Here is an 18840-nt window from a genome sequence, read left to right on the forward strand (position 1 = left end):
ACAATACAACAGAATAATAGATCTATATGACAGCAGCTGGTAAACCGAAACGCTTATTCAAGGTGGCATCGGAATTCAATGTTTCCACACAATCTATCGTGGATTCACTGAATGACAATGGGTTTCCTATAGAAAACAAACCCAATGCCAAAATCACACCTGAAATGTACTCAGCTTTGGAGTCGGTTTACGGGGAAGATAAAGCAAAGAGCAGGGATCATGTCAGGGCAAGAGAGGAATACGAAGAACGCAGAAGTACCTTTCGGACAAGCAGAAATGAATCTGTTACCATTGACAGTTTTCTGGAACCGCTGGATGATCTGGAGCCTGCCGATGAGAAGACTGAAAAGGACGAGGATCTGCCTCTCAAGCCCGCCGATGATGCTGAGAGCAGTGAAGACCAGCTGAAACCATCCGATTCAGAAACACAGGAGGAAGAAGACGTACCGGTACCTGCAAGGGATGAGCAGAGAGAAGATGATACTGCCGGGTCAGATGCAGGAAAAGAGGCACCGGAAGTTTCTGAAACCGAACCTGCAGAAAAGCAGGAAGTGGCAGAAGATGAAGAGACTGCGGAAGCCGGATCAGATCAGGATTTCGAACCGGAAGAAGAGGTCGAGACAGACGATGAGCCGGAAGAAGAGGTCGAACCTGCCGGAAAAGAAGCGATACAGTTGCCCGAAGCGGATGACGAGCTGGATATTGTTGAAGGTGATGATGAAGAAGAGGAACAGGAACCGCATGAAATAATCCGCGGGCGGAAGGAAAAGCTTGCCGGGACAAGAGTTCTTGGAAAAATCCAGATTGCTGACCCTGCCGAAGAAGGCAAAAAGAAAAAGAAGAAAAAGGGTAAAAAGGCCAAGAAAGAAGAGACGAAGCAGGCTGATGCGGTTGAAGCGGATGAAAAGGAAAAGCCCAAAAAGAAAAAAATTGCCGCAAAGCGGGTGAAGGGAGACAGTCCGGCAGCCGATGTTACAGAGGAAGCTCCGAAGTCCAAGAAGAAGAAAAAACGGATAAAAGCGCGGAAGGCACCGAAGGTTGATGACTCGGATGTTGAATCCAAGCTCAAAGAGACCATGGCCATGCTGAACACCGGCGGTTCTGTCGGCAGAAAACGTCAGAAGAGAAGAAAACAAAAGCGTGAGGAGATGGCCGCCGAGCGTGAAATCCTTGAGACGGAAAAGTCGGAACAGGAACAAAAGATACTTGAAGTCACCGAGTTTATAACCGTAAGTGATCTGGCAGATCTTCTGGATGTATCGCCTAATGAAATCATCATGCACTGCATGAATCTGGGCATGGTTGTTTCGATCAATCAGCGGCTTGAGGCCAGTACCATTGAACTGCTTGCCGAGCAGTATGACAGAGAAGTGGTCTTCGTTGACGCCGAAGAACTGACGGATGATATTGAAGAAGATGATGATGACGACCCGGCAGATCTGGAGCCGAGATCCCCGGTTGTCACCGTAATGGGGCACGTAGATCACGGAAAAACATCACTGCTTGATTTTATCAGGGAGGCCAAGGTAACTGCCGGTGAAGCAGGCGGAATAACGCAGCATATTGGTGCCTACGAAGTCAGACTGCCTGACAAGCGGAATATTACTTTCCTTGACACACCAGGCCACGAGGCATTCACAGCCATGCGTGCCAGAGGTGCCCAGGTGACCGATATGGTGATCCTTGTTGTTGCGGCAGATGATGCAGTTATGCCGCAGACAATCGAGGCCATCAACCATGCTCAGGCAGGTGGTGTCCCCATGGTCGTTGCCATCAACAAAATGGACAAAGAGGGATCTAACCCCGACCGTATCAAGCAGCAGCTTGCCGATCACAACGTGATCGTCGAGGAATGGGGCGGAAGCGTGCAGATTGCCGAGGTTTCAGCACATACCGGTGCCGGTATAGATGAACTGCTGGACAAGGTGCTTATTGAAGCCGAATTGATGGAATTGAAAGCCAATCCGAACCGGAAGGCATCAGGGATTATTCTCGAATCCAAGGTTGACCGCGGAAAAGGTGTTGTGTCAAACATCCTTATACAAAAAGGAACATTGCGTGTCGGAGATCCGTTTGTAGCAGGCTCATATTCCGGACGCGTAAGAGCTCTGGAGAATGAGTTTGGTGAGCGTATTGACTCCGTCGGACCTGCGCAACCGGCACAGCTGACCGGATTTGACGGACTTCCCCAGGCGGGCGACAAAATTGTGACGGTTCAGGATGAACGCACTGCAAAAGAGATCGCCCAGCAACGGCAGCAGATCAAACGCGAACAGTCACTTCGCAAAGTCAAACACGTCACACTTGATGACATTTCCAGAAGACTTGCACTTGGAGAGGTCGCCGAACTCAATATCATCATCAAGGGTGATGTTGACGGTTCCATCGAGGCTTTGGCAGGAGCACTGCAAAAACTGTCTGACGAAGAGGTAAAGGTCAACATCATTCATACCGGTGTGGGCGCCATAACAGAATCAGACGTACTTCTGGCCTCCGCATCCGATGCGATTATAATCGGCTTCCAGGTCAGGCCATCGGCCAATGCCCGGAAGCTTGCCGAAAACGAGGAAATCGACATTCGACTGTTCAGTGTCATTTACGATGCTGTCGATGCCGTTCGTGATGCACTTGAAGGTATGCTTTCGCCGGAAGTCAACGAGAAGACTGTGGCTACACTCGAAGTCCTTGACATATTCAAGGTTCCGAAAGTGGGAACTGTTGCCGGCTGCAAAGTTACTGATGGAAAGATTTCCAGAAATACGAAAATCCGTCTGATACGTGACGGTATTGTAATCTATGAAGGTGAGCTTGCCTCTCTGAAACGCTTCAAGGATGACGTACGCGAAGTAACAAGCGGCTATGAGTGCGGCTTGGGTATCAAGAATTACAATGATATCAAAGTCGGAGATGTCATCGAGGGGTACGAAGTCACTGAAACGAAACGCAAACTCAAGCAGGAAACCAGCTGATGAGTATCAGAACCGAGCGGGTAGCGGCACTTCTGAAGTCGGATATCGGCGGGATACTACAAATGGAATATCAGCATGATGCCATGCTGACGGTCACTACGGTGCGAGTTTCCCCGGATCTTATGCAGGCTCATGTCTATCTCAGTATTTTTTCGAACCAGGATAACAACACTGAGATTTTTGAGTTCATAAGAGAAAAAACACCGGAAATCCGGAAAAAACTGGCATCAAGAATTCGTCACCAGGTTCGCAGAATACCGGAAATTCACTTCCATCTCGATGATACTGCGGAGTATGTGGAAAAAATTGATGCTCTGTTCCGAAAAATTCATGACGAAAACAAAGATGCCGGTGACCGGGATCAGGGTTCAGAGGATTCAGGCTCTGAAGACAAGGGGAGTAGCTAAACATTGACAACCGATTCGGACAGACGCATGACATCTGATTCTGGTTTACCAGTGTTCCCGGTTTACAATCACCGCCGCCTTCCTGATCCCGATGATAATCTGGATGACGGTGCCGTATTTCTCGCAGACAAGCCTTCCGGATGGAGCAGTTTTGACGTAGTCAAGTTCCTGCGGAACCGCATCCGAACCCGCAAAATCGGACATGCCGGCACCCTGGATCCTCTTGCGACCGGTTTGCTGATACTATGCACCGGAAAAGCCACTAAATCCATTTCCATTTTTCAGGATTATGCCAAACGCTATAAAGCTTCGGTAGTTTTCGGCATGTCTACTCCCAGCCATGACGCTGCCACAGAGCCTGACGGTCATGCTCCGGCCGGTCATCTTGATGAAGAAAAAATCCGGCATGTCCTTGAAAACCGGTTTCAGGGAAAGATAACACAGATTCCTCCCATGTATTCAGCACTGTGGAAAGACGGAAAACGACTATATACATATGCACGAAAGGGAAAGGTTGTAGAGAGGGAGCCCAGAGACATTGAGATATTTGAGACACGTATTCTCAGGTTTGAAGGTATGAAACTTGAGCTGGAGGTACTGTGCAGCAAGGGGACCTATATCCGCAAGCTGGCTTACGATCTGGGCCTTGAGCTGGACACACTGGCCCACTTGTCCAAGCTGAGACGAACTCAAATCGGGCAGTTCAATGTTGATGATGCGATGACCATTGACCAGATACGATCTTTATCAGAATGAATGCCCGGAACAGTTGCAAAAGGAATCATGCCGCCGGACCGGCTGTAATCATAAAGGGTATAACCGTTAATCAGGTTTACGAAAATATTCAAAATGGCTGAACCGGTTTTTATAGAAAACTGCAAACGAAACCCTGCCAATGTCCTGACTGTCGGGACTTTTGACGGCGTACATCTTGGACACCAGGCCCTGCTGAAAAACGTAATTGATCGTGCCAGGGCCGTTTCTGCTCCGGCTGTTGTAGTGACGTTTGATCCCCATCCAAGGGATGTCATAACCCCGGCACGGGAGGGTATCCGCCTGCTCACCAATTTGCAGGAAAGAGCGGCAATTATGAATCAATACGGAATTGACCAGATGATAGTCATTCCGTTCAACCGCGATTTTTCCATGCTGTCATCAGAACAGTTCATCAGGGATTACATTCACAAGCGGATAGGAGTGCATACGTTCGTAATTGGATATGACCACCATTTCGGGCGTGACCGCGAAGGATCCATTCAGACACTGAAGGGATTATCCGAAGAACTAGGGTTTTCCGTTTATGTCGAAGAAGCCCATGAAGTCAGACACACAACGGTCAGCAGTTCGGTAATACGCAAATTGCTGGAAGAAGAGGGCAATGTGGAAATGGCTGCTGAAATGCTGGGCAGACCGTATGAGATGGCTGGTACCGTAGTAAAAGGGGATCAGCGCGGCCGGACCATCGGGTTTCCGACAGCAAATATTGAACCGGAAAACAAGAACAAAGTAATACCTGCAAAAGGTGTTTATTGTGTTGAGGCTGAACTGGACCGTCAGGTATACAATGGAATGATGAATATCGGAATTCGTCCGACATTCGGGGGGCAGGAGCGGATCGTCCCCGAAGTGTTTCTGTTTGATTTCAGCGGAACGATTTACGGCAGCAATTTACGCATCCGGTTTTTAAGGAGGATACGGGGTGAAAAAAAATTCAGTGACGGGGAAGCTTTGGTGCAGCAGCTTATCAAAGACCGTGACACTTGCAGAAAACTGGCAGGAGGTTAGCCAGTTTGCAAATAGATATGAAAACAGTTAATTTAGGATGCTAATTAAAACCAATCATCTACTTTAGCATGATATAATCTAAAGCGGAGAATCTTTACATGAACGTTACAGCAGAAGAAAAGAAGGAAGTTTTCAAAAAATACGGTAAATCCTCAGATGACACAGGATCTCCTGAAGCACAGATCGCACTTTTTACTGAGCGTATCAACAGGCTTACCGACCACTTGAAATCTCACAAGAAAGACCATTCAACCCGCCTTGGGTTGCTGCGACTGGTCGGCAAGCGCCGCCGCCTTCTCAATTACATGATGAAAAAAGACATTGAAGGATATCGCAAGTTGATCAAGGAACTTGGTATCCGGAAATAACACGCAAAAAGGCACGGGTTACTCGTGCCTTTCTTGTATAAAACACCCTTATTCAGCAATTCACCGGGCTGGTGGTTTCAGGGCGTTTCCACATAATGGGAGCAATTCCCCCCGGTAATCGCTTATACGCAAATGACGAAAGAAGAACAGAACACTATGAAAGCTGATTTTAAAACGATTGAATACGCACCAGGAAAAGAGATGACCATCGACGCAGGTCGTCTCGCAAAACAAGCCAACGGAAGCTCGTTTGTCCGAATCGGAGATACCGTTGTTATGGCTACAGCAACATCCGCACCTGAAGCCAAACCGGGTCAGCCCTTTTTCCCGCTGACCGTAGAATTCAAGGAGACCTATGCTGCCGGAGGAAAATTTCCCGGCGGATTTATCAAACGCGAAGGCCGCCCTTCAGAAAAAGAAATTTTGTCCGCACGGTTGATCGACCGTACCATCCGTCCGCTTTTTCCGGATGGATTCATGAATGAAACGCAGGTTATCTGCCAGGTCTTCTCTTCTGACGGAGAAAATGACGGCGATGTTATTGGTGCCGTAGCGGCATCCCTGTCTCTGACCATATCCGATATCCCTTTTGAAGGACCTATGGCGCAAGTCCGGATTGCGCGTATTAACGGTGAGTTTGTGGTCAATCCCACCGTTACCGAACTTAAAGCCGCTGATCTTGAAATGATTGTGGGCGGTACCCTTGAGAGTGTAGTAATGGTTGAGGGTGAAATGGAAGAGGTCTCGGAAGAAGATATGGTTGAGGCCATCAGGCATGCACACGATGCTATTAAAAAACTGTGCCAGTTCCAGCTGGATGTCCGCGAAGAGCTTGGCAAGGAAAAGTGGGAAAAACCCGAACCCGAAGTCAATACGGAGCTCGAAGCGAAGGTCCGCGAGCATGCAGGCAACAAGTTTCTGGACATCAGCCGGAGCAAACTCTCCAAAAAGGAATACTCTGCTGCCTGCAAGGATGTGCGCACAGAAGCCAAAGAAGCATTTGCAGAAGAATATCCTGAAGAGGAAGAATTTATTTCTGAGGTATGCCATGTGATGCAGAAAGAGGCTATGAGGAAAGTTCTTCTTGAGGAAAACCAGCGTATTGATGGCCGCAAGCCCGAAGAGATCAGACCCATATGGACCGAGGTGGGTTACCTTCCCCGTACACATGGTTCCGCAATTTTTACACGCGGTGAAACACAGGCACTGGCTTCGGTCACACTTGGAACCAAACGCGATGAGCAGATGATCGATACGCTGTTCTACAGTGACGCCAAGCGGTTCATGCTTGATTACAATTTCCCGCCTTTTTGTACCGGTGAGGTAAAAATGATGCGCGGTGTTTCCCGCAGGGAGATTGGTCACGGCAACCTGGCAGAGCGCGCCTTGAAGAAAATGGTTCCGTCTACTGATGAATTTGATTACACCATCCGTGTGGTATCTGACGTCCTGGAATCCAACGGATCATCTTCAATGGCAACCGTCTGTTCGGGTTCCATGTCACTGATGGATGCCGGAGTCCCGGTCAAAAAACCGGTTGCCGGAATCGCCATGGGTATGATCGTTGATGAAAATAAACACGTAGTCCTGTCCGATATTCAGGGCGAAGAAGATCACATGGGCGACATGGACTTCAAGGTTACGGGAACATCCGATGGCATCACTGCCTGCCAGATGGATATCAAGGTCAAAGGAATCTCCTATGAAGTCATGGTGGAAGCCCTGCAGCAGGCTCGCGAAGGACGCATGCATATTCTGGAGAAAATGGCGGAATCCATTTCACAGCCACGTCCTGAGGTCTCCAAATACGCACCCTCCTTTGTGAAAATAGAAGTCGACTCGGATCAGATCGGCGGTATTATCGGCCCCGGCGGCAAGGTAATACAGTCCATACAACGTGAGTCCGGCGCCGAGGTAATGATTGAGGAAGTCGGAAACAAAGGTGTCATCACCATTTCGGCAGATGAAAAGGAAAAGATTGATGCCGCGATACAAAAGATCAAAGGTATCACCGGAGACCTTGAGGAAGGTGAGGTATACCTTGGCACTGTTCGTTCAATCAAAGAATACGGCGCTTTTGTTGAGATTATGCCCGGCCGTGACGGTCTGCTGCATATCTCGGAACTTGATCACAAGCGTATCAACAAAGTGACCGACGTCCTTTCAGAAGGTGACAAAGTTGAAGTAAAGCTGCTCAAGGTGGAAGACGGAGGCAAACTTCGCCTTTCCCGCAAAGCGCTGATACCAAAAGATCAGGAATAATCTGTCGTTGCGACAGTAATGCAGATACGGGCTTTGATGCCGTATCTGTATCTTGATTCAGTATATTAAAAAGCGTCGTCACCTCAATGACGACGCTTTTTTTTCAGGTAGCGGGCCCGGCATGGGCTTCCCGGACAGCAAATACCTCTTTTATCGTCAACCCAACAGCTTTTAATTCCGCTATATGAGTACTGCAGATCGTATACAGAAAACAACACTCCCGAACGGATTGCGAATTGTAACCGAGACCATTCAGACTGTCAGAAGCTTGTCGGTCGGTATCTGGGTCAAGACCGGAAGCCGGCACGAGAAAGACGATCAGGCGGGCATCACCCACTTTCTTGAGCATATGCTGTTCAAAGGCACAGAACAGCGCACCGCCTATGATATTGCTCTGAGTATGGAATCGGTTGGCGGCTACCTCAATGCATTTACATCCCCGGAACTGACCTGTTATTATGCCAGGTGTCTGGATACCGAGCTGGATACAGCCCTGGACGTGCTGACGGACATGGTCCTGCACCCCAGGTTTCCTGAGGAGGAGATTGAAAAGGAAAAAAAGGTGGTGCTTGAAGAGATGAAAATGTACCGTGACAATCCGGAGGATTACATTTTTGAAGAATTTCACCGGCAACTGTTTCATCCTCATCCTCTTGGGCGGCCCATTATCGGATTCGAACAGACCGTAAACGGATTCAACCGGGATTCCCTTTTTGCCTATTTGCATCAGCAATACCATCCTTCAAACGTGATCATAGCTGTTGCCGGAAATGCGGAGCATGACAAGGTAGTGGATCTTGTGAACAAATATTTTCAGCCGTTGGAATCAAATGGAAAACACAATGGCGATCAGCCGATTACGGATTATGAGCCAAGCAAGAACGTACTCACCAAGCCAATCGAGCAGACACATTTCATGCTGGGACGACGGGCCATGTCGGCGGTTGATCCTGACAGGTACAAACTGCTGCTGGCTAATACGGTTCTGGGAGCCGGCATGAGCTCCCGGCTTCATCAGAACATCAGGGAGAAATACGGATACTGTTATCACATTCAGTCGTTCATGGAAGCTTTCCGGGACAGCGGAATTTTCGGCATTTATGCAGGTACTGATCGTGACTATATAGATCACATGCGTGAATTGATTTTGAAAGAGCTTAAACAGCTGCGCAATGAAGCGATTTCCGCAAAAGAACTCGACGAGGCCAAATCACAGCTGAAAGGAAAGCTGCTGCTTGCACAGGAAAGCATGAGCAACAGAATGACCCGCCTTGCCAAGAGCGAGGTGTTTTATGACCGTTATATCACCCTGGATGAACTTGTCGCTGAAATTGATCGTGCAGATGCCGGACAAATTCGCGATCTTTGTGGTGATTTTTTCGATGAAAACGAATTCTCCGAGACGATTCTGAAGCCGGACGGACATCAGGTCGAATAACCGGATAATCATGCTCTAAAATTATTCAAAATGGTATATATCAATGAGATATCAGCACATTCCGGAAAGAATGTCACGCTGAAGGGATGGGTTTACAATATTCGTACCAGCAAAAAGCTGGTGTTTCTTATAGTCAGAGACGGAACCGGACTTTGTCAGACCGTTGTGGCCAAAGAAGATGTGCCGGATCAGGTTTGGGAGCTGGCCATGTCACTCCAGCAGGAAAGTGCCATAGAGATCACCGGCAGGGTAAATGCCGATGACCGGAGTATCGGAGGTTATGAACTTCATGTCAGTGACCTGTCCCTTGTCTCTCAGGCTGAAGATTATCCTATCACGCCAAAAGAGCATGGTGTGGAGTTTTTGATGGAACACCGGCATCTGTGGCTGCGTAGCCGAAAGCAATGGGCCGCCATGCGTGTCAGGAACACCATTATTTATGGTCTTCATCGTTTTTTTCAGGACAGGGGATTTATACAGATGGATGCGCCCATTTTTACGGGAAATGCAGCAGAAGGTACAACAAACCTGTTTGAAACGGATTATTTTGACCGCAAAGCGTATCTCACACAATCCGGGCAGCTTTACGGGGAAGCCATGGCCATGGCGCATGGAAAAATTTACACGTTCGGTCCTACATTTCGTGCCGAAAAAAGCAAGACACGCCGGCATTTGACCGAGTTCTGGATGATCGAACCCGAAATGGCCTACTATGATCTTGCAATGAATATGGATCTGGCCGAAGAAATGGTCAGTTTTGTTGTCTCGGAAGTGCTGAGACAAAACCGAGATGAACTGGAAATCCTTGACCGCGATATAGCACGGCTTGAAAAGATTAAGGCTCCGTTTCCTCGTATCAGTTACACTGAGGCCGTTGAACGATTGAATTCAAAGGAGATGCAGGAAAAACTGGACGAAATGGAGGCCGACAGAAAAAAGGAAGCAGAGGTACTCAAAGAGGAACTCTCATCACTGGATACCGAGTTCGGCCAGGCAAAAAAGGGCAGAAAGTTCCAGATTGACCGGAGAAGAGGAGAAATAAACGCCCGCATCGATCAGATTGAAGAAGACCTGAGAAATATTCCGGTCTGGAAGAAATCAGCTCTGAAAAAAAAATGGGGCGAAGATTTTGGCGGCAGTGATGAAACGCTGCTGACCATGGATGAAGATACGCCGGTCATGGTTTACGGGTATCCCGCCGAGGTAAAGGCGTTCTACATGAAAAGAGATCCGGAAAACGAAGACATTGCACTTGGTGTAGATATGCTTGCCCCGGAAGGGTACGGGGAAATCATTGGAGGAGGACAGCGAGAGGAGGATCTTGAAATCCTGAAAAAGCGTCTTCAGGAGCACAATCTGCCGGAAGAACAGTTCCGCTGGTATCTTGATCTTCGCCGATACGGTACGGTTCCGCATTCAGGCTTTGGACTGGGACTCGAACGAACCGTTGCATGGCTGTGCGGACTGAAACACGTACGGGAAACCATTCCGTTTCCAAGAATGATGGGACGTTTGTATCCGTAGCCGACACTGCTATAAAGCCATTGACGGCATCCGGAACAGGATCTGCAGATCAAAATAAATTTATACAGCATGGCCAGAAAGTCATCGAGTCTTGAATTGTACCAATCGTTTCTGGAAGAACTTCGCAGTTCGGACGTGAAACCTGTGTATGCTTTTTTTGGTGAAGAAACCTTTTTCATAGACCGGTTGCAGGATGCCGCTGTGGAAACTGTTCCGGAGGAGTCACGGGACTTTAATCTGGATATTCTTTATGGACAGGATGTCAAGGCCAACTCGGTCATCGACATGTGCAAGAGTTATCCGATGATGGCGGAGCGCCGCGTCGTGATTGTCCGCGACTTCATGAAAATGTTCAGCGACAGAAGAGGCGGGAGTGCCGGGGAACCGGCCGGAACGCTTTCCATCGGAGAGGATGAACACAAGGGCGGATCTGATGAAATAAGTCTGGATGATGTTTCACCGCAAGGCAGTCGTGATGATTTTGCCGCATACCTGAAGCAGCCCAATCCGACTACGCTCCTATTTTTGACCAACGATACCAGACCGGCTCAGCACAGTGCTCTTGGGAAAGCATTGAAAAAGGGGAAAACAGTTACTTCGCACACTTTTGAAGCGGTACCGGACTATAAAATTCAGCAATGGATCACGGACTGGGCATCTGCAGAGCACAACCTGGAATTCGAAACCGGTGCAGCGCAGCTCCTTGCATTCCATGTCGGCACCAATCTGCAGCAGCTTACGGTCGAAATTGAAAAACTGTCCAATTTCCGGGAAGACAAAGGTCCGATAACAGAATCGGATGTCCGGCAGGTGGTCGGCCTTTCCCGTGAATACAGCTTATTTGAATTTCAGGATGCATTGCTGGAAAAGAACCGGGATAAAACCATGGCCATCACCCATCAAATGCTTAAAACGGCGGACAATGCCACCGGCGAAATTTTCAAAATGATCGGGTTCCTGTATTCAACATTCGGAAAAATCTGGCTTATACAACGTTTGTCCCGTAAGGGGCTCACACCGGGCCAAATAAGAAAAGAAGCCGGAATCAACAGTTCATTTTACTACGATAAACTCGTAAAAGCCGGGCGTAATTATTCGCTTGAAGATTGTCCGATGGTGTTTGAAACCCTTCTGGATGCGGACAAAGCCCTGAAGGGTTTCAGCCGTGAAACGCCGGAGGCCATCTGGCTCATGACGATCAAGAAACTGACCGGATGATACCGGGATCAGATGAACCGGTTTTCTTCATGACACCGGTATAAAATCGTAATGAATTGCTGTTTAATGGTTTATCGTACGGTCTGATACCCTCCCGGAACGCCATCCGGAGACAACACAACTTGCCAGAGATTGTTTTTTCTGGCTCTGAACGATCCGGCACAGCTAAGCAGATAATAACGCCACATGCGGAAAAAACGCTGGCTGTATTGTTCGCTCAACTGCTCTTTATGCTTTAACACGTTTTTGTACCAGTGCATCAGGGTTTTATCGTAATCTGCACCAAAGTTATGCCAGTCTTCCATGACAAACAGGTTTTCGAACGATAGGGCAAGCTGCCTGATGGAAGGGATCATGGAGTTAGGGAAAATATATTTATTAATCCAGGCATCACTTTTGAATACAGACCGGTTGCCACCAATCGTGTGAAGCAGAAAAAGTCCGTCCGGTTTGAGGGACCGCCTGACTACCTGCATGAATGTGCGATAGTTTTTTACCCCGACATGTTCGATCATTCCAATAGACCAGATTCTGTCAAATGATCCCCGCAAATCTCTGTAATCCTGCAGTTTTATTTCCACAGGAAGTCCGGAACACATTTTTTTCGCTTTCTCTGCCTGATTGCGTGAAACCGTTATGCCGAGACCTTTTACACCAAAATTTTCTGCTGCATATTTCAGGGCGCCACCCCATCCGCATCCGATATCAAGTACGCGCATTCCTTCGCGAAGCCCAAGTTTTTCACAGACCAGCTCCAGCTTGTTTTTCTGGGCGATGTCAAGCGAACGGGTATTTTTCCAGTAACCGCAACTGTAAGTCATAAGCTTGTCAAGCATGGCTTCATACAGATCATCACCGATATCATAATGATGCTCACCAATGCGGAATGCCCTCGAAGGACGCTGAAGATTGGAGACAAAAGCCTTTAACCAGGTTCCGATCTCTCTGACGGGTTTGATTTTTCTGTCGAGTCCGGCTGATAAAACACGATAAAAAAAGTCGTCAAGTGCTTCACAGTCCCACCAGCCTTCAATATATGCCTCCCCAAGTCCCAGGGAACCTTCGGCAAAAACTCTCTTAAACAGCTCATCATTGTGCACCTGAATGTCACATTTGCGGTTGCCGTTTATCGTAACATCTGCGTGCTTTAATAAATCCGATGCCTTCTTTCTGAATGTATCCATAATGAAACCGGGTTTTGTTATCCTGACAGAAGACCAGCACTCTTTATATATATTAAATGATGAGATTACTTTCAATAATAGAAATCAGCAGATAATGAGACAGTCAGAACAAACGTTCTCATCGCGAAATCATGATTATTTGTGTACGGATGAAGGATATTTTATTTTGATGCATAAATAATTCAGGATTTTTTTTAATTTTGTGATCTTCCGAGAAATGGCATCATTACATCATCACATCGGAAAAACAATTTTGTTCTAACGCGATTGCATCCTTTCCAAAAGGAAATTTCGCTGCATATTAACGCAACATTTTGACACAAGCGCAGGCAATGACAAGCGGGGTGGCTGTGAAAAGATGTTGTTTTTTTTCTGCTGTTTGACGGCAGCGATCATTGAAATTACCACCCAAATCCGATAGTACGTGAGAGAAATGGAAGCATTGGGACGACAAATACTCGTTGAATTTTATGAATGTGATGAAAATGTGCTGAATAACGTTGCACAAATTGAGGCGATACTGCTTGAAGGTACGCGTTTGTCCGGTGCTTCAATCATATCTCACAAATTTCACAAATTCAGTCCCCACGGTGTAAGCGGCATGGTTGTTATCGCTGAATCACATGTGGCCATTCATACCTGGCCTGAGTACTCATATGCTGCCGTAGACATTTTTACCTGTGGCGAAACCATAGACCCGTGGATTATTCAGGAGCATCTGAAGGAAAAGTTTGATTCCCAGAACACATCGGCAATGGAGCTGAAGCGGGGGATGTTCAAGGTTGCCCGGGGACAGAAACTGCTGTTCAAACCTGAAAACGCGGCACGTTTCGGCAACTGACCGTTTTTTAAGGCCATTGTTGTGCTGCAGTGCCGTCCTTGCAAGCAGCAGTATTGTTTAAGCTGCATTTTTTACTGCAAATCCCGGTATTGACTCTGATGAAGCCGGCAACGTAGCAGTAGTGTGATATTTTCCCGGCTCAGGCATTCAGAGTGATTTTATAATTAACTGATATCTTTTTTCACGGAGTTAGAATATATGAATATGGTACCAACCCCGAATACGTTCTGTCTGGTCAAGGGGGCCGGCGAAGCACGAACCCGGTTGAATGCCTTTGACAAGGCGTTGCTTGCAGCGGGTATCGGTGACACCAATATTGTTAGAATGAGCAGCATCGTGCCTCCGTCTGCAAGAAGGGTTGATACAGTTGATCTGCCAAAAGGCGGACTGATTCCCACCGCTTATGCACATATCGATTCCGAAACATCCGGCGAAATCATTTCGGCGGCAGTAGCTGTTGCATTGCCGGAAGACCCGTCACTCCCGGGGGTAATAATGGAGCACGAAGACACGCAGCCTCTGTCGGTAGTTGAAAATAAAGTCAGACAAATGGCGGAAGATGCCTTCACCTATCGCAACCGTACGTTGAAAGATCTTTTTTCTATCGGAATTGAATATCAGGTTAACAAATGCGGTGCCGTTTTTGCAGGGGCCGTCCTCTGGTACGAATAAATTATTACAGCGCAATGCAGTTCAATGAATATTACCATGGCCGGACCGGGCTGACCGTAGGCGTAAAAAAAGTTCTTTTCTCAGAATCGACACCGTATCAGAAAGTGGAGGTGTTTGAAACGGACACATGGGGAAACATGATGACCATTGACGGGATGGTCATGCTTTCCGAGAAAGATGAGTTCGTCTATCATGAAATGCTGGTTCATGTTGCGATGTTTTCGCATCCGGATCCGAAAAGAGTGCTGATCATCGGCGGCGGTGACGGCGGGTCGGCCAGAGAGGTGCTTCGACACCCGGGAGTAGAGCAGGTGGATATGGTAGAAATTGATGAGGCCGTTGTCCGTGCAGCCCGGCAGTTTCTGCCCGATGTGGGTGATTTTGACAATCCCCGGCTTAAGGTTTATTACGAAGACGGGATTACTTTTGTGAACAATATTTCTGACCCATATGATGTAATTATCATCGACGGATCCGATCCGGTGGGGCCTGCGATCGACCTTTTCAGTGATTCTTTCTACAAAAGCTGCTACCGGGCTCTTGGTCCCGACGGGGTGCTGACGTCTCAAACCGAAAGTCCATGGGTCGCATCATACCATAGCGGCATTCGCAAGTTATTCCATTCGCTGGACAGCATTTTTGAGTTGTCAGCCATGTACCTTGCGTTTATCCCCCTTTATCCGTCCGGGATGTGGTCACTCGCATTCGCCTCAAAGGGCATTCATCCACACGACCCTGAAGTACTGGACCGGGTGGCACGGGGTACCACGGCGATGAATTCTTCGTTACGCTATTATAATCCGGACATCCATAAAGGTGCATTTGCACTGCCCGGATTTGTCAAGGATATTTTGCGCTGATGCTGATTGCGCGCACAGACTGTGCAGACTGCGCGTCATCCGCATTACCGAAAATTCATTTTTCCAGCTTTTTCGCTTATCCAGGATGAAATTGCTCATTTTTCTGTTACTGACTGCAGGTCTTTTTTTAAAAGCAGACTTTGAAGGCCGGACTGTAACAGCGGCTCCATCTGAAAGTGACGGGCAAGTCGAGCTTCGTTATTATAACAACGGTGAAGCCGTCCGGCTGGAAGAAAGCATCCGGGATTCACTTCTTGATAATGTGTCGTTAGATCAGAGTGACTCAGCCGGAGTTTCGGAGAGCATCAGGCAGAATGGCTATCGCTATTACAGCCGGTTTGGCTATTTCAATGCCAGCATCGACTCAGTTCTGATACATTACGGGAGCAGAGCCGCCATTGAAGTATTCAGCAGGCCGGGTTGCCGATTTGAAATTGAAGAAATCGATTATTATTTCACCGATAACGAATCTTCGCTTCTTGAGGATTTTATCTGGTTTTTCGGAGCCGGTAATTATTATGAACAGGAGGAGCTGGAGGCGGAAATACTGCGTGTAGTAGCGCATCTGGAAGACCTGGGCTATCCGCTTGCGGAGTTATCAGTTACCCGGTTTCAGCCCAACCGCACCGATTGCACGGTTGAACTTGAGCTGGAAATAGATGCAGGAGAAGAGCTTTATGCAGCCGGAGTCTGGACTGACGGACTGTCGCAACACGATCCGGATTACATTGAAACGGCATCAGGAATCAGAGCAGATGACAAGATCACTCCGGATTTGTTCCGCAAGGGCCGGCGCAATCTTGAAAATACAGGGCTTTTTCATGATGTCAGCGAAGGTGAGATCATGTTCCGGGATGGCCTGCCGTTTGTGCATTATGAGGTTACTGAGCGCCGGGCCAACCATTTTGATTTGCTGTTCGGATATGACCCCGGCCAGGCGGATGCCTACAATGTGATCGGAAGGGGAGAAGTCATGGTCCGGAATGTGGGCTGGCAGGGAAGCTCATTGCGCATCATGTTTGAACGTCTGGAAGATATGGTGACCCGTCTGGAGACGGGATATAAAAAGCAATGGATAATGGGAATGCCGCTTGGCGCCGGAGCTTCTTTCAGGTTTGTTCAGCAGGATACCAGCTATCAGATCAGAACCGTGAATGTTGAGGGATCATATGAATGGGCAGCCGGCCGGGAACTGTCAGTCAGCCTCTCACAATCCGCGACATCGGCAAACACGAATCCGGATCTGCCTCTTCTTGCCCTTGACGGCGTGACCCGTTCCGCCGGAATCGGATTCAGATATGATAATACAGACAGCCGTTTTGCTCCAACCCGCGGCATGATCTTCAATATTAACGTTGGCAGCGGAATCAGAAGAGTGACCGACGAGCGTGCGGAAGAGCTTGAAAGCAGGGGAACCATGATGCAGCAAATGGTCAATTCTTCCCTGGAAGTTTTTTACAGTCCGTTTCAGCGGCAGGTTGCTGCTTTCAAAATTCATGGAGCAACACTGGAATCTCCCGAATACTCCGAATCAGAGCTGATGCCTCTGGGCGGTTCCGGAAGCATCCGTGGCTACCGGGAAGAACAGTTTCGTGTTGCCCGGTCTGTATGGAGTGATCTGGAATACCGGTATTTGCTGGATCCCTATTCCCATGCGTTCCTGTTTCTGGCTGGCGGGGCGTATCAGCGTCCGGATATCATAGGACGGCAGGGATCCGGAACCAGTGACTGGCTTCACTCGGGCGGATTTGGATTCCGGTACCGGACACCGATCGGTATGATGCAGTTTACATATGCGGTCTCGGGGGATGATCCCATATACAACGGCAAAATTCATTTCAGCCTGAACACCGAATTTTGATTCACGGGCCTGCGGGCGAGTTCAGGTGTGCCCTGTCAGCCCGGGTTATCACCGATCCAGCGTGAGGGTATCGGATGGTACGTATCGATACGGCGGTCACGTAAAAATGGCCATGTAGTGCGGTGTATATCCAGCTTTTCAGGATCAACGGAGCACATGACAACCTCCTCATCGCTACCTCCTTCAGCAAGGACTTCGCCAAAAGGCCCGCTCACAAATGATCTGCCCCAGAAGCTCAGGTTTCCTTCAACTCCTACACGGTTCACGGATGCAACATAACATCCGTTTGCAATGGCATGACTCTGCTGAATCGTTTGCCAGGCCTTAAGGTACTTTTGTGACAAGGCTCCTTTTTCTTCCGGAAGCGTGGCAATGGCTGTGGGATATACCAGCAGATCCGCACCCATCAGCGCTGTCAGGCGGGCTGCTTCGGGAAACCACTGGTCCCAGCAAATCAGAACGCCTATGCTGCCGAAACGGGTATCGAACACCTGATACCCATGATCTCCGGGAGTGAAATAGTACTTTTCATGAAACCCGGGATCTTCGGGAATATGCATTTTCCTGTATTTCCCAAGAAATGTTCCGTCAGCATCTATGACGACGGCCGTATTGTGATAGAGTCCGGCAGTACGTTTTTCAAAGAGCGGTACCACAATGACCACTCCCAGCTCTCCGGCAAGCTTCTGCATCCTGCTTGTAAGCGGACCCGGCACCGGTTCGGCCCGGGCGAAATGGCGGTTGTCAACTTCCCGGCAAAAATAGGGCCAGGCAAAGAGCTCTTGCAGGAGGATGACATTTGCGCCTCCGGAAGCAGCCTGACGTATGTATTTCTCTGAGTCAGCCAGATTGCGGTCTGTATCGTTACTGCACGCTGTTTGAATCAGAGCGATATTATATGCCATGGGAAAGGGATTTATTCTGAAAATCAGGGAAGACAGTAGTGTAACTATTATACCCTTTTTTACGGAACAGACAATATAATCAGAACGTTTTCGTGATTTTATCAGTGTTATATCTGGCAATTTTGAAAAATTGCTTGAAAGGTCAATACAGGGTATCTTTCGGTTTCTGAACATATTTGTATTTTGACAGCCTGAGAAGCAACCGTATTTATAATTTTTGATATGAGCAAAAAGAAAAGAAGACAGCGAACTCCGAGAAGACGCAAAAGAGGACCGTCAGTGCCCATGCTGCTGACGCCATATAACTACAAGCTGCTTTTTATGGGGGCATTGCTGGTTGTGCTGGGTTTTGGCGGCATGTACATTGAAGGCCAGCAGTACGGTATTTACTCACTGTTCATCGGACCGGTTCTGATTATGGCGGGCTTCGTAGTGGTTGCGGTTTCTGTTTTCAAAACCGATCCGGCGGTTCTTGAGAAGGAAAAAGAAGCTCAGGCTGCACCCGAATCAGAGTCAGCCACTACTGATACAACTTCAACGGCGTAG

Annotated in this window: 16 protein-coding genes; 14 read left to right on the top strand and 2 right to left on the bottom strand. The window is 48.2% G+C overall.

Features of this window, described 5'->3' with window-relative positions; all coding sequences use genetic code 11:
• The first annotated feature begins 26 nt into the window (after positions 1-26).
• From infB to holA, 9 genes are all read left to right on the top strand, one after another.
• Entirely contained in the window at positions 27-2969 is a 2943-nt protein-coding gene (infB, locus tag NATSA_RS10865) for a translation initiation factor IF-2 (protein WP_210512514.1), read from the top strand.
• Positions 2969-3376, top strand: a complete 408-nt coding sequence (rbfA, locus tag NATSA_RS10870; RefSeq protein ID WP_210512516.1) for a 30S ribosome-binding factor RbfA — start codon at positions 2969-2971, stop codon at positions 3374-3376. The genes infB and rbfA overlap by 1 nt, the downstream gene beginning before the upstream one ends.
• 27 nt (positions 3377-3403) lie before the next feature.
• Complete coding sequence (truB, locus tag NATSA_RS10875; protein WP_210512518.1) at positions 3404-4132, top strand: tRNA pseudouridine(55) synthase TruB; 729 nt, start codon at positions 3404-3406, stop codon at positions 4130-4132.
• Between the two features lie 93 nt (positions 4133-4225).
• A complete protein-coding gene (locus NATSA_RS10880; protein ID WP_210512520.1) occupies positions 4226-5161 on the top strand; it encodes a bifunctional riboflavin kinase/FAD synthetase in 936 nt (311 codons plus the stop codon).
• Between the two features lie 98 nt (positions 5162-5259).
• On the top strand, positions 5260-5529 hold the full coding sequence (gene rpsO / locus NATSA_RS10885; RefSeq protein ID WP_210512522.1) for a 30S ribosomal protein S15: 270 nt from the start codon (positions 5260-5262) through the stop codon (positions 5527-5529).
• A gap of 156 nt (positions 5530-5685) precedes the next feature.
• Positions 5686-7791, top strand: a complete 2106-nt coding sequence (gene pnp, locus NATSA_RS10890) for a polyribonucleotide nucleotidyltransferase (RefSeq protein ID WP_210512524.1) — start codon at positions 5686-5688, stop codon at positions 7789-7791.
• 184 nt (positions 7792-7975) lie between these two features.
• A complete protein-coding gene (locus NATSA_RS10895) occupies positions 7976-9229 on the top strand; it encodes a M16 family metallopeptidase (protein WP_210512526.1) in 1254 nt (417 codons plus the stop codon).
• 30 nt (positions 9230-9259) lie between these two features.
• Complete coding sequence (locus NATSA_RS10900; protein ID WP_210512528.1) at positions 9260-10753, top strand: asparagine--tRNA ligase; 1494 nt, start codon at positions 9260-9262, stop codon at positions 10751-10753.
• A gap of 69 nt (positions 10754-10822) precedes the next feature.
• Positions 10823-11971, top strand: coding sequence for a DNA polymerase III subunit delta (holA, locus tag NATSA_RS10905; protein WP_210512530.1), 1149 nt, complete (start codon positions 10823-10825; stop codon positions 11969-11971).
• 71 nt (positions 11972-12042) lie between these two features.
• Here holA and cfa read toward each other — a convergent pair whose 3' ends face one another.
• Positions 12043-13155 (bottom strand): cyclopropane fatty acyl phospholipid synthase, encoded by a 1113-nt coding sequence (gene cfa / locus NATSA_RS10910; protein WP_210512532.1) that lies wholly within the window; start codon positions 13153-13155, stop codon positions 12043-12045.
• 433 nt (positions 13156-13588) lie between these two features.
• On the opposite strand from cfa, the gene speD reads away from it, so the two are divergent.
• The 4 genes from speD to NATSA_RS10930 all read left to right on the top strand — a co-directional run bounded on the left by speD (position 13589) and on the right by NATSA_RS10930 (position 17389).
• The gene (speD, locus tag NATSA_RS10915; protein ID WP_210512534.1) at positions 13589-13996 is read left to right on the top strand and encodes an adenosylmethionine decarboxylase; all 408 of its coding nucleotides are present in this window, start codon (positions 13589-13591) and stop codon (positions 13994-13996) included.
• Between the two features lie 204 nt (positions 13997-14200).
• Complete coding sequence (locus tag NATSA_RS10920) at positions 14201-14668, top strand: pyruvoyl-dependent arginine decarboxylase (protein WP_210512543.1); 468 nt, start codon at positions 14201-14203, stop codon at positions 14666-14668.
• Positions 14669-14682: 14 nt separating this feature from the next.
• The gene (speE, locus tag NATSA_RS10925) at positions 14683-15528 is read left to right on the top strand and encodes a polyamine aminopropyltransferase (protein WP_210512545.1); all 846 of its coding nucleotides are present in this window, start codon (positions 14683-14685) and stop codon (positions 15526-15528) included.
• Between the two features lie 85 nt (positions 15529-15613).
• Positions 15614-17389 (top strand): BamA/TamA family outer membrane protein, encoded by a 1776-nt coding sequence (locus NATSA_RS10930; RefSeq protein ID WP_210512547.1) that lies wholly within the window; start codon positions 15614-15616, stop codon positions 17387-17389.
• Positions 17390-17424: 35 nt separating this feature from the next.
• Here NATSA_RS10930 and NATSA_RS10935 read toward each other — a convergent pair whose 3' ends face one another.
• On the bottom strand, positions 17425-18294 hold the full coding sequence (locus NATSA_RS10935; RefSeq protein WP_210512549.1) for a carbon-nitrogen hydrolase: 870 nt from the start codon (positions 18292-18294) through the stop codon (positions 17425-17427).
• Positions 18295-18516: 222 nt separating this feature from the next.
• Between NATSA_RS10935 and NATSA_RS10940 the strand changes: the two genes are divergently transcribed.
• Positions 18517-18840, top strand: coding sequence for a hypothetical protein (locus tag NATSA_RS10940; RefSeq protein WP_210512551.1), 324 nt, complete (start codon positions 18517-18519; stop codon positions 18838-18840).

The organism is Natronogracilivirga saccharolytica (genome assembly GCF_017921895.1).
Classification (GTDB): Bacteria; Bacteroidota; Rhodothermia; order Balneolales; family Natronogracilivirgulaceae; genus Natronogracilivirga; species Natronogracilivirga saccharolytica.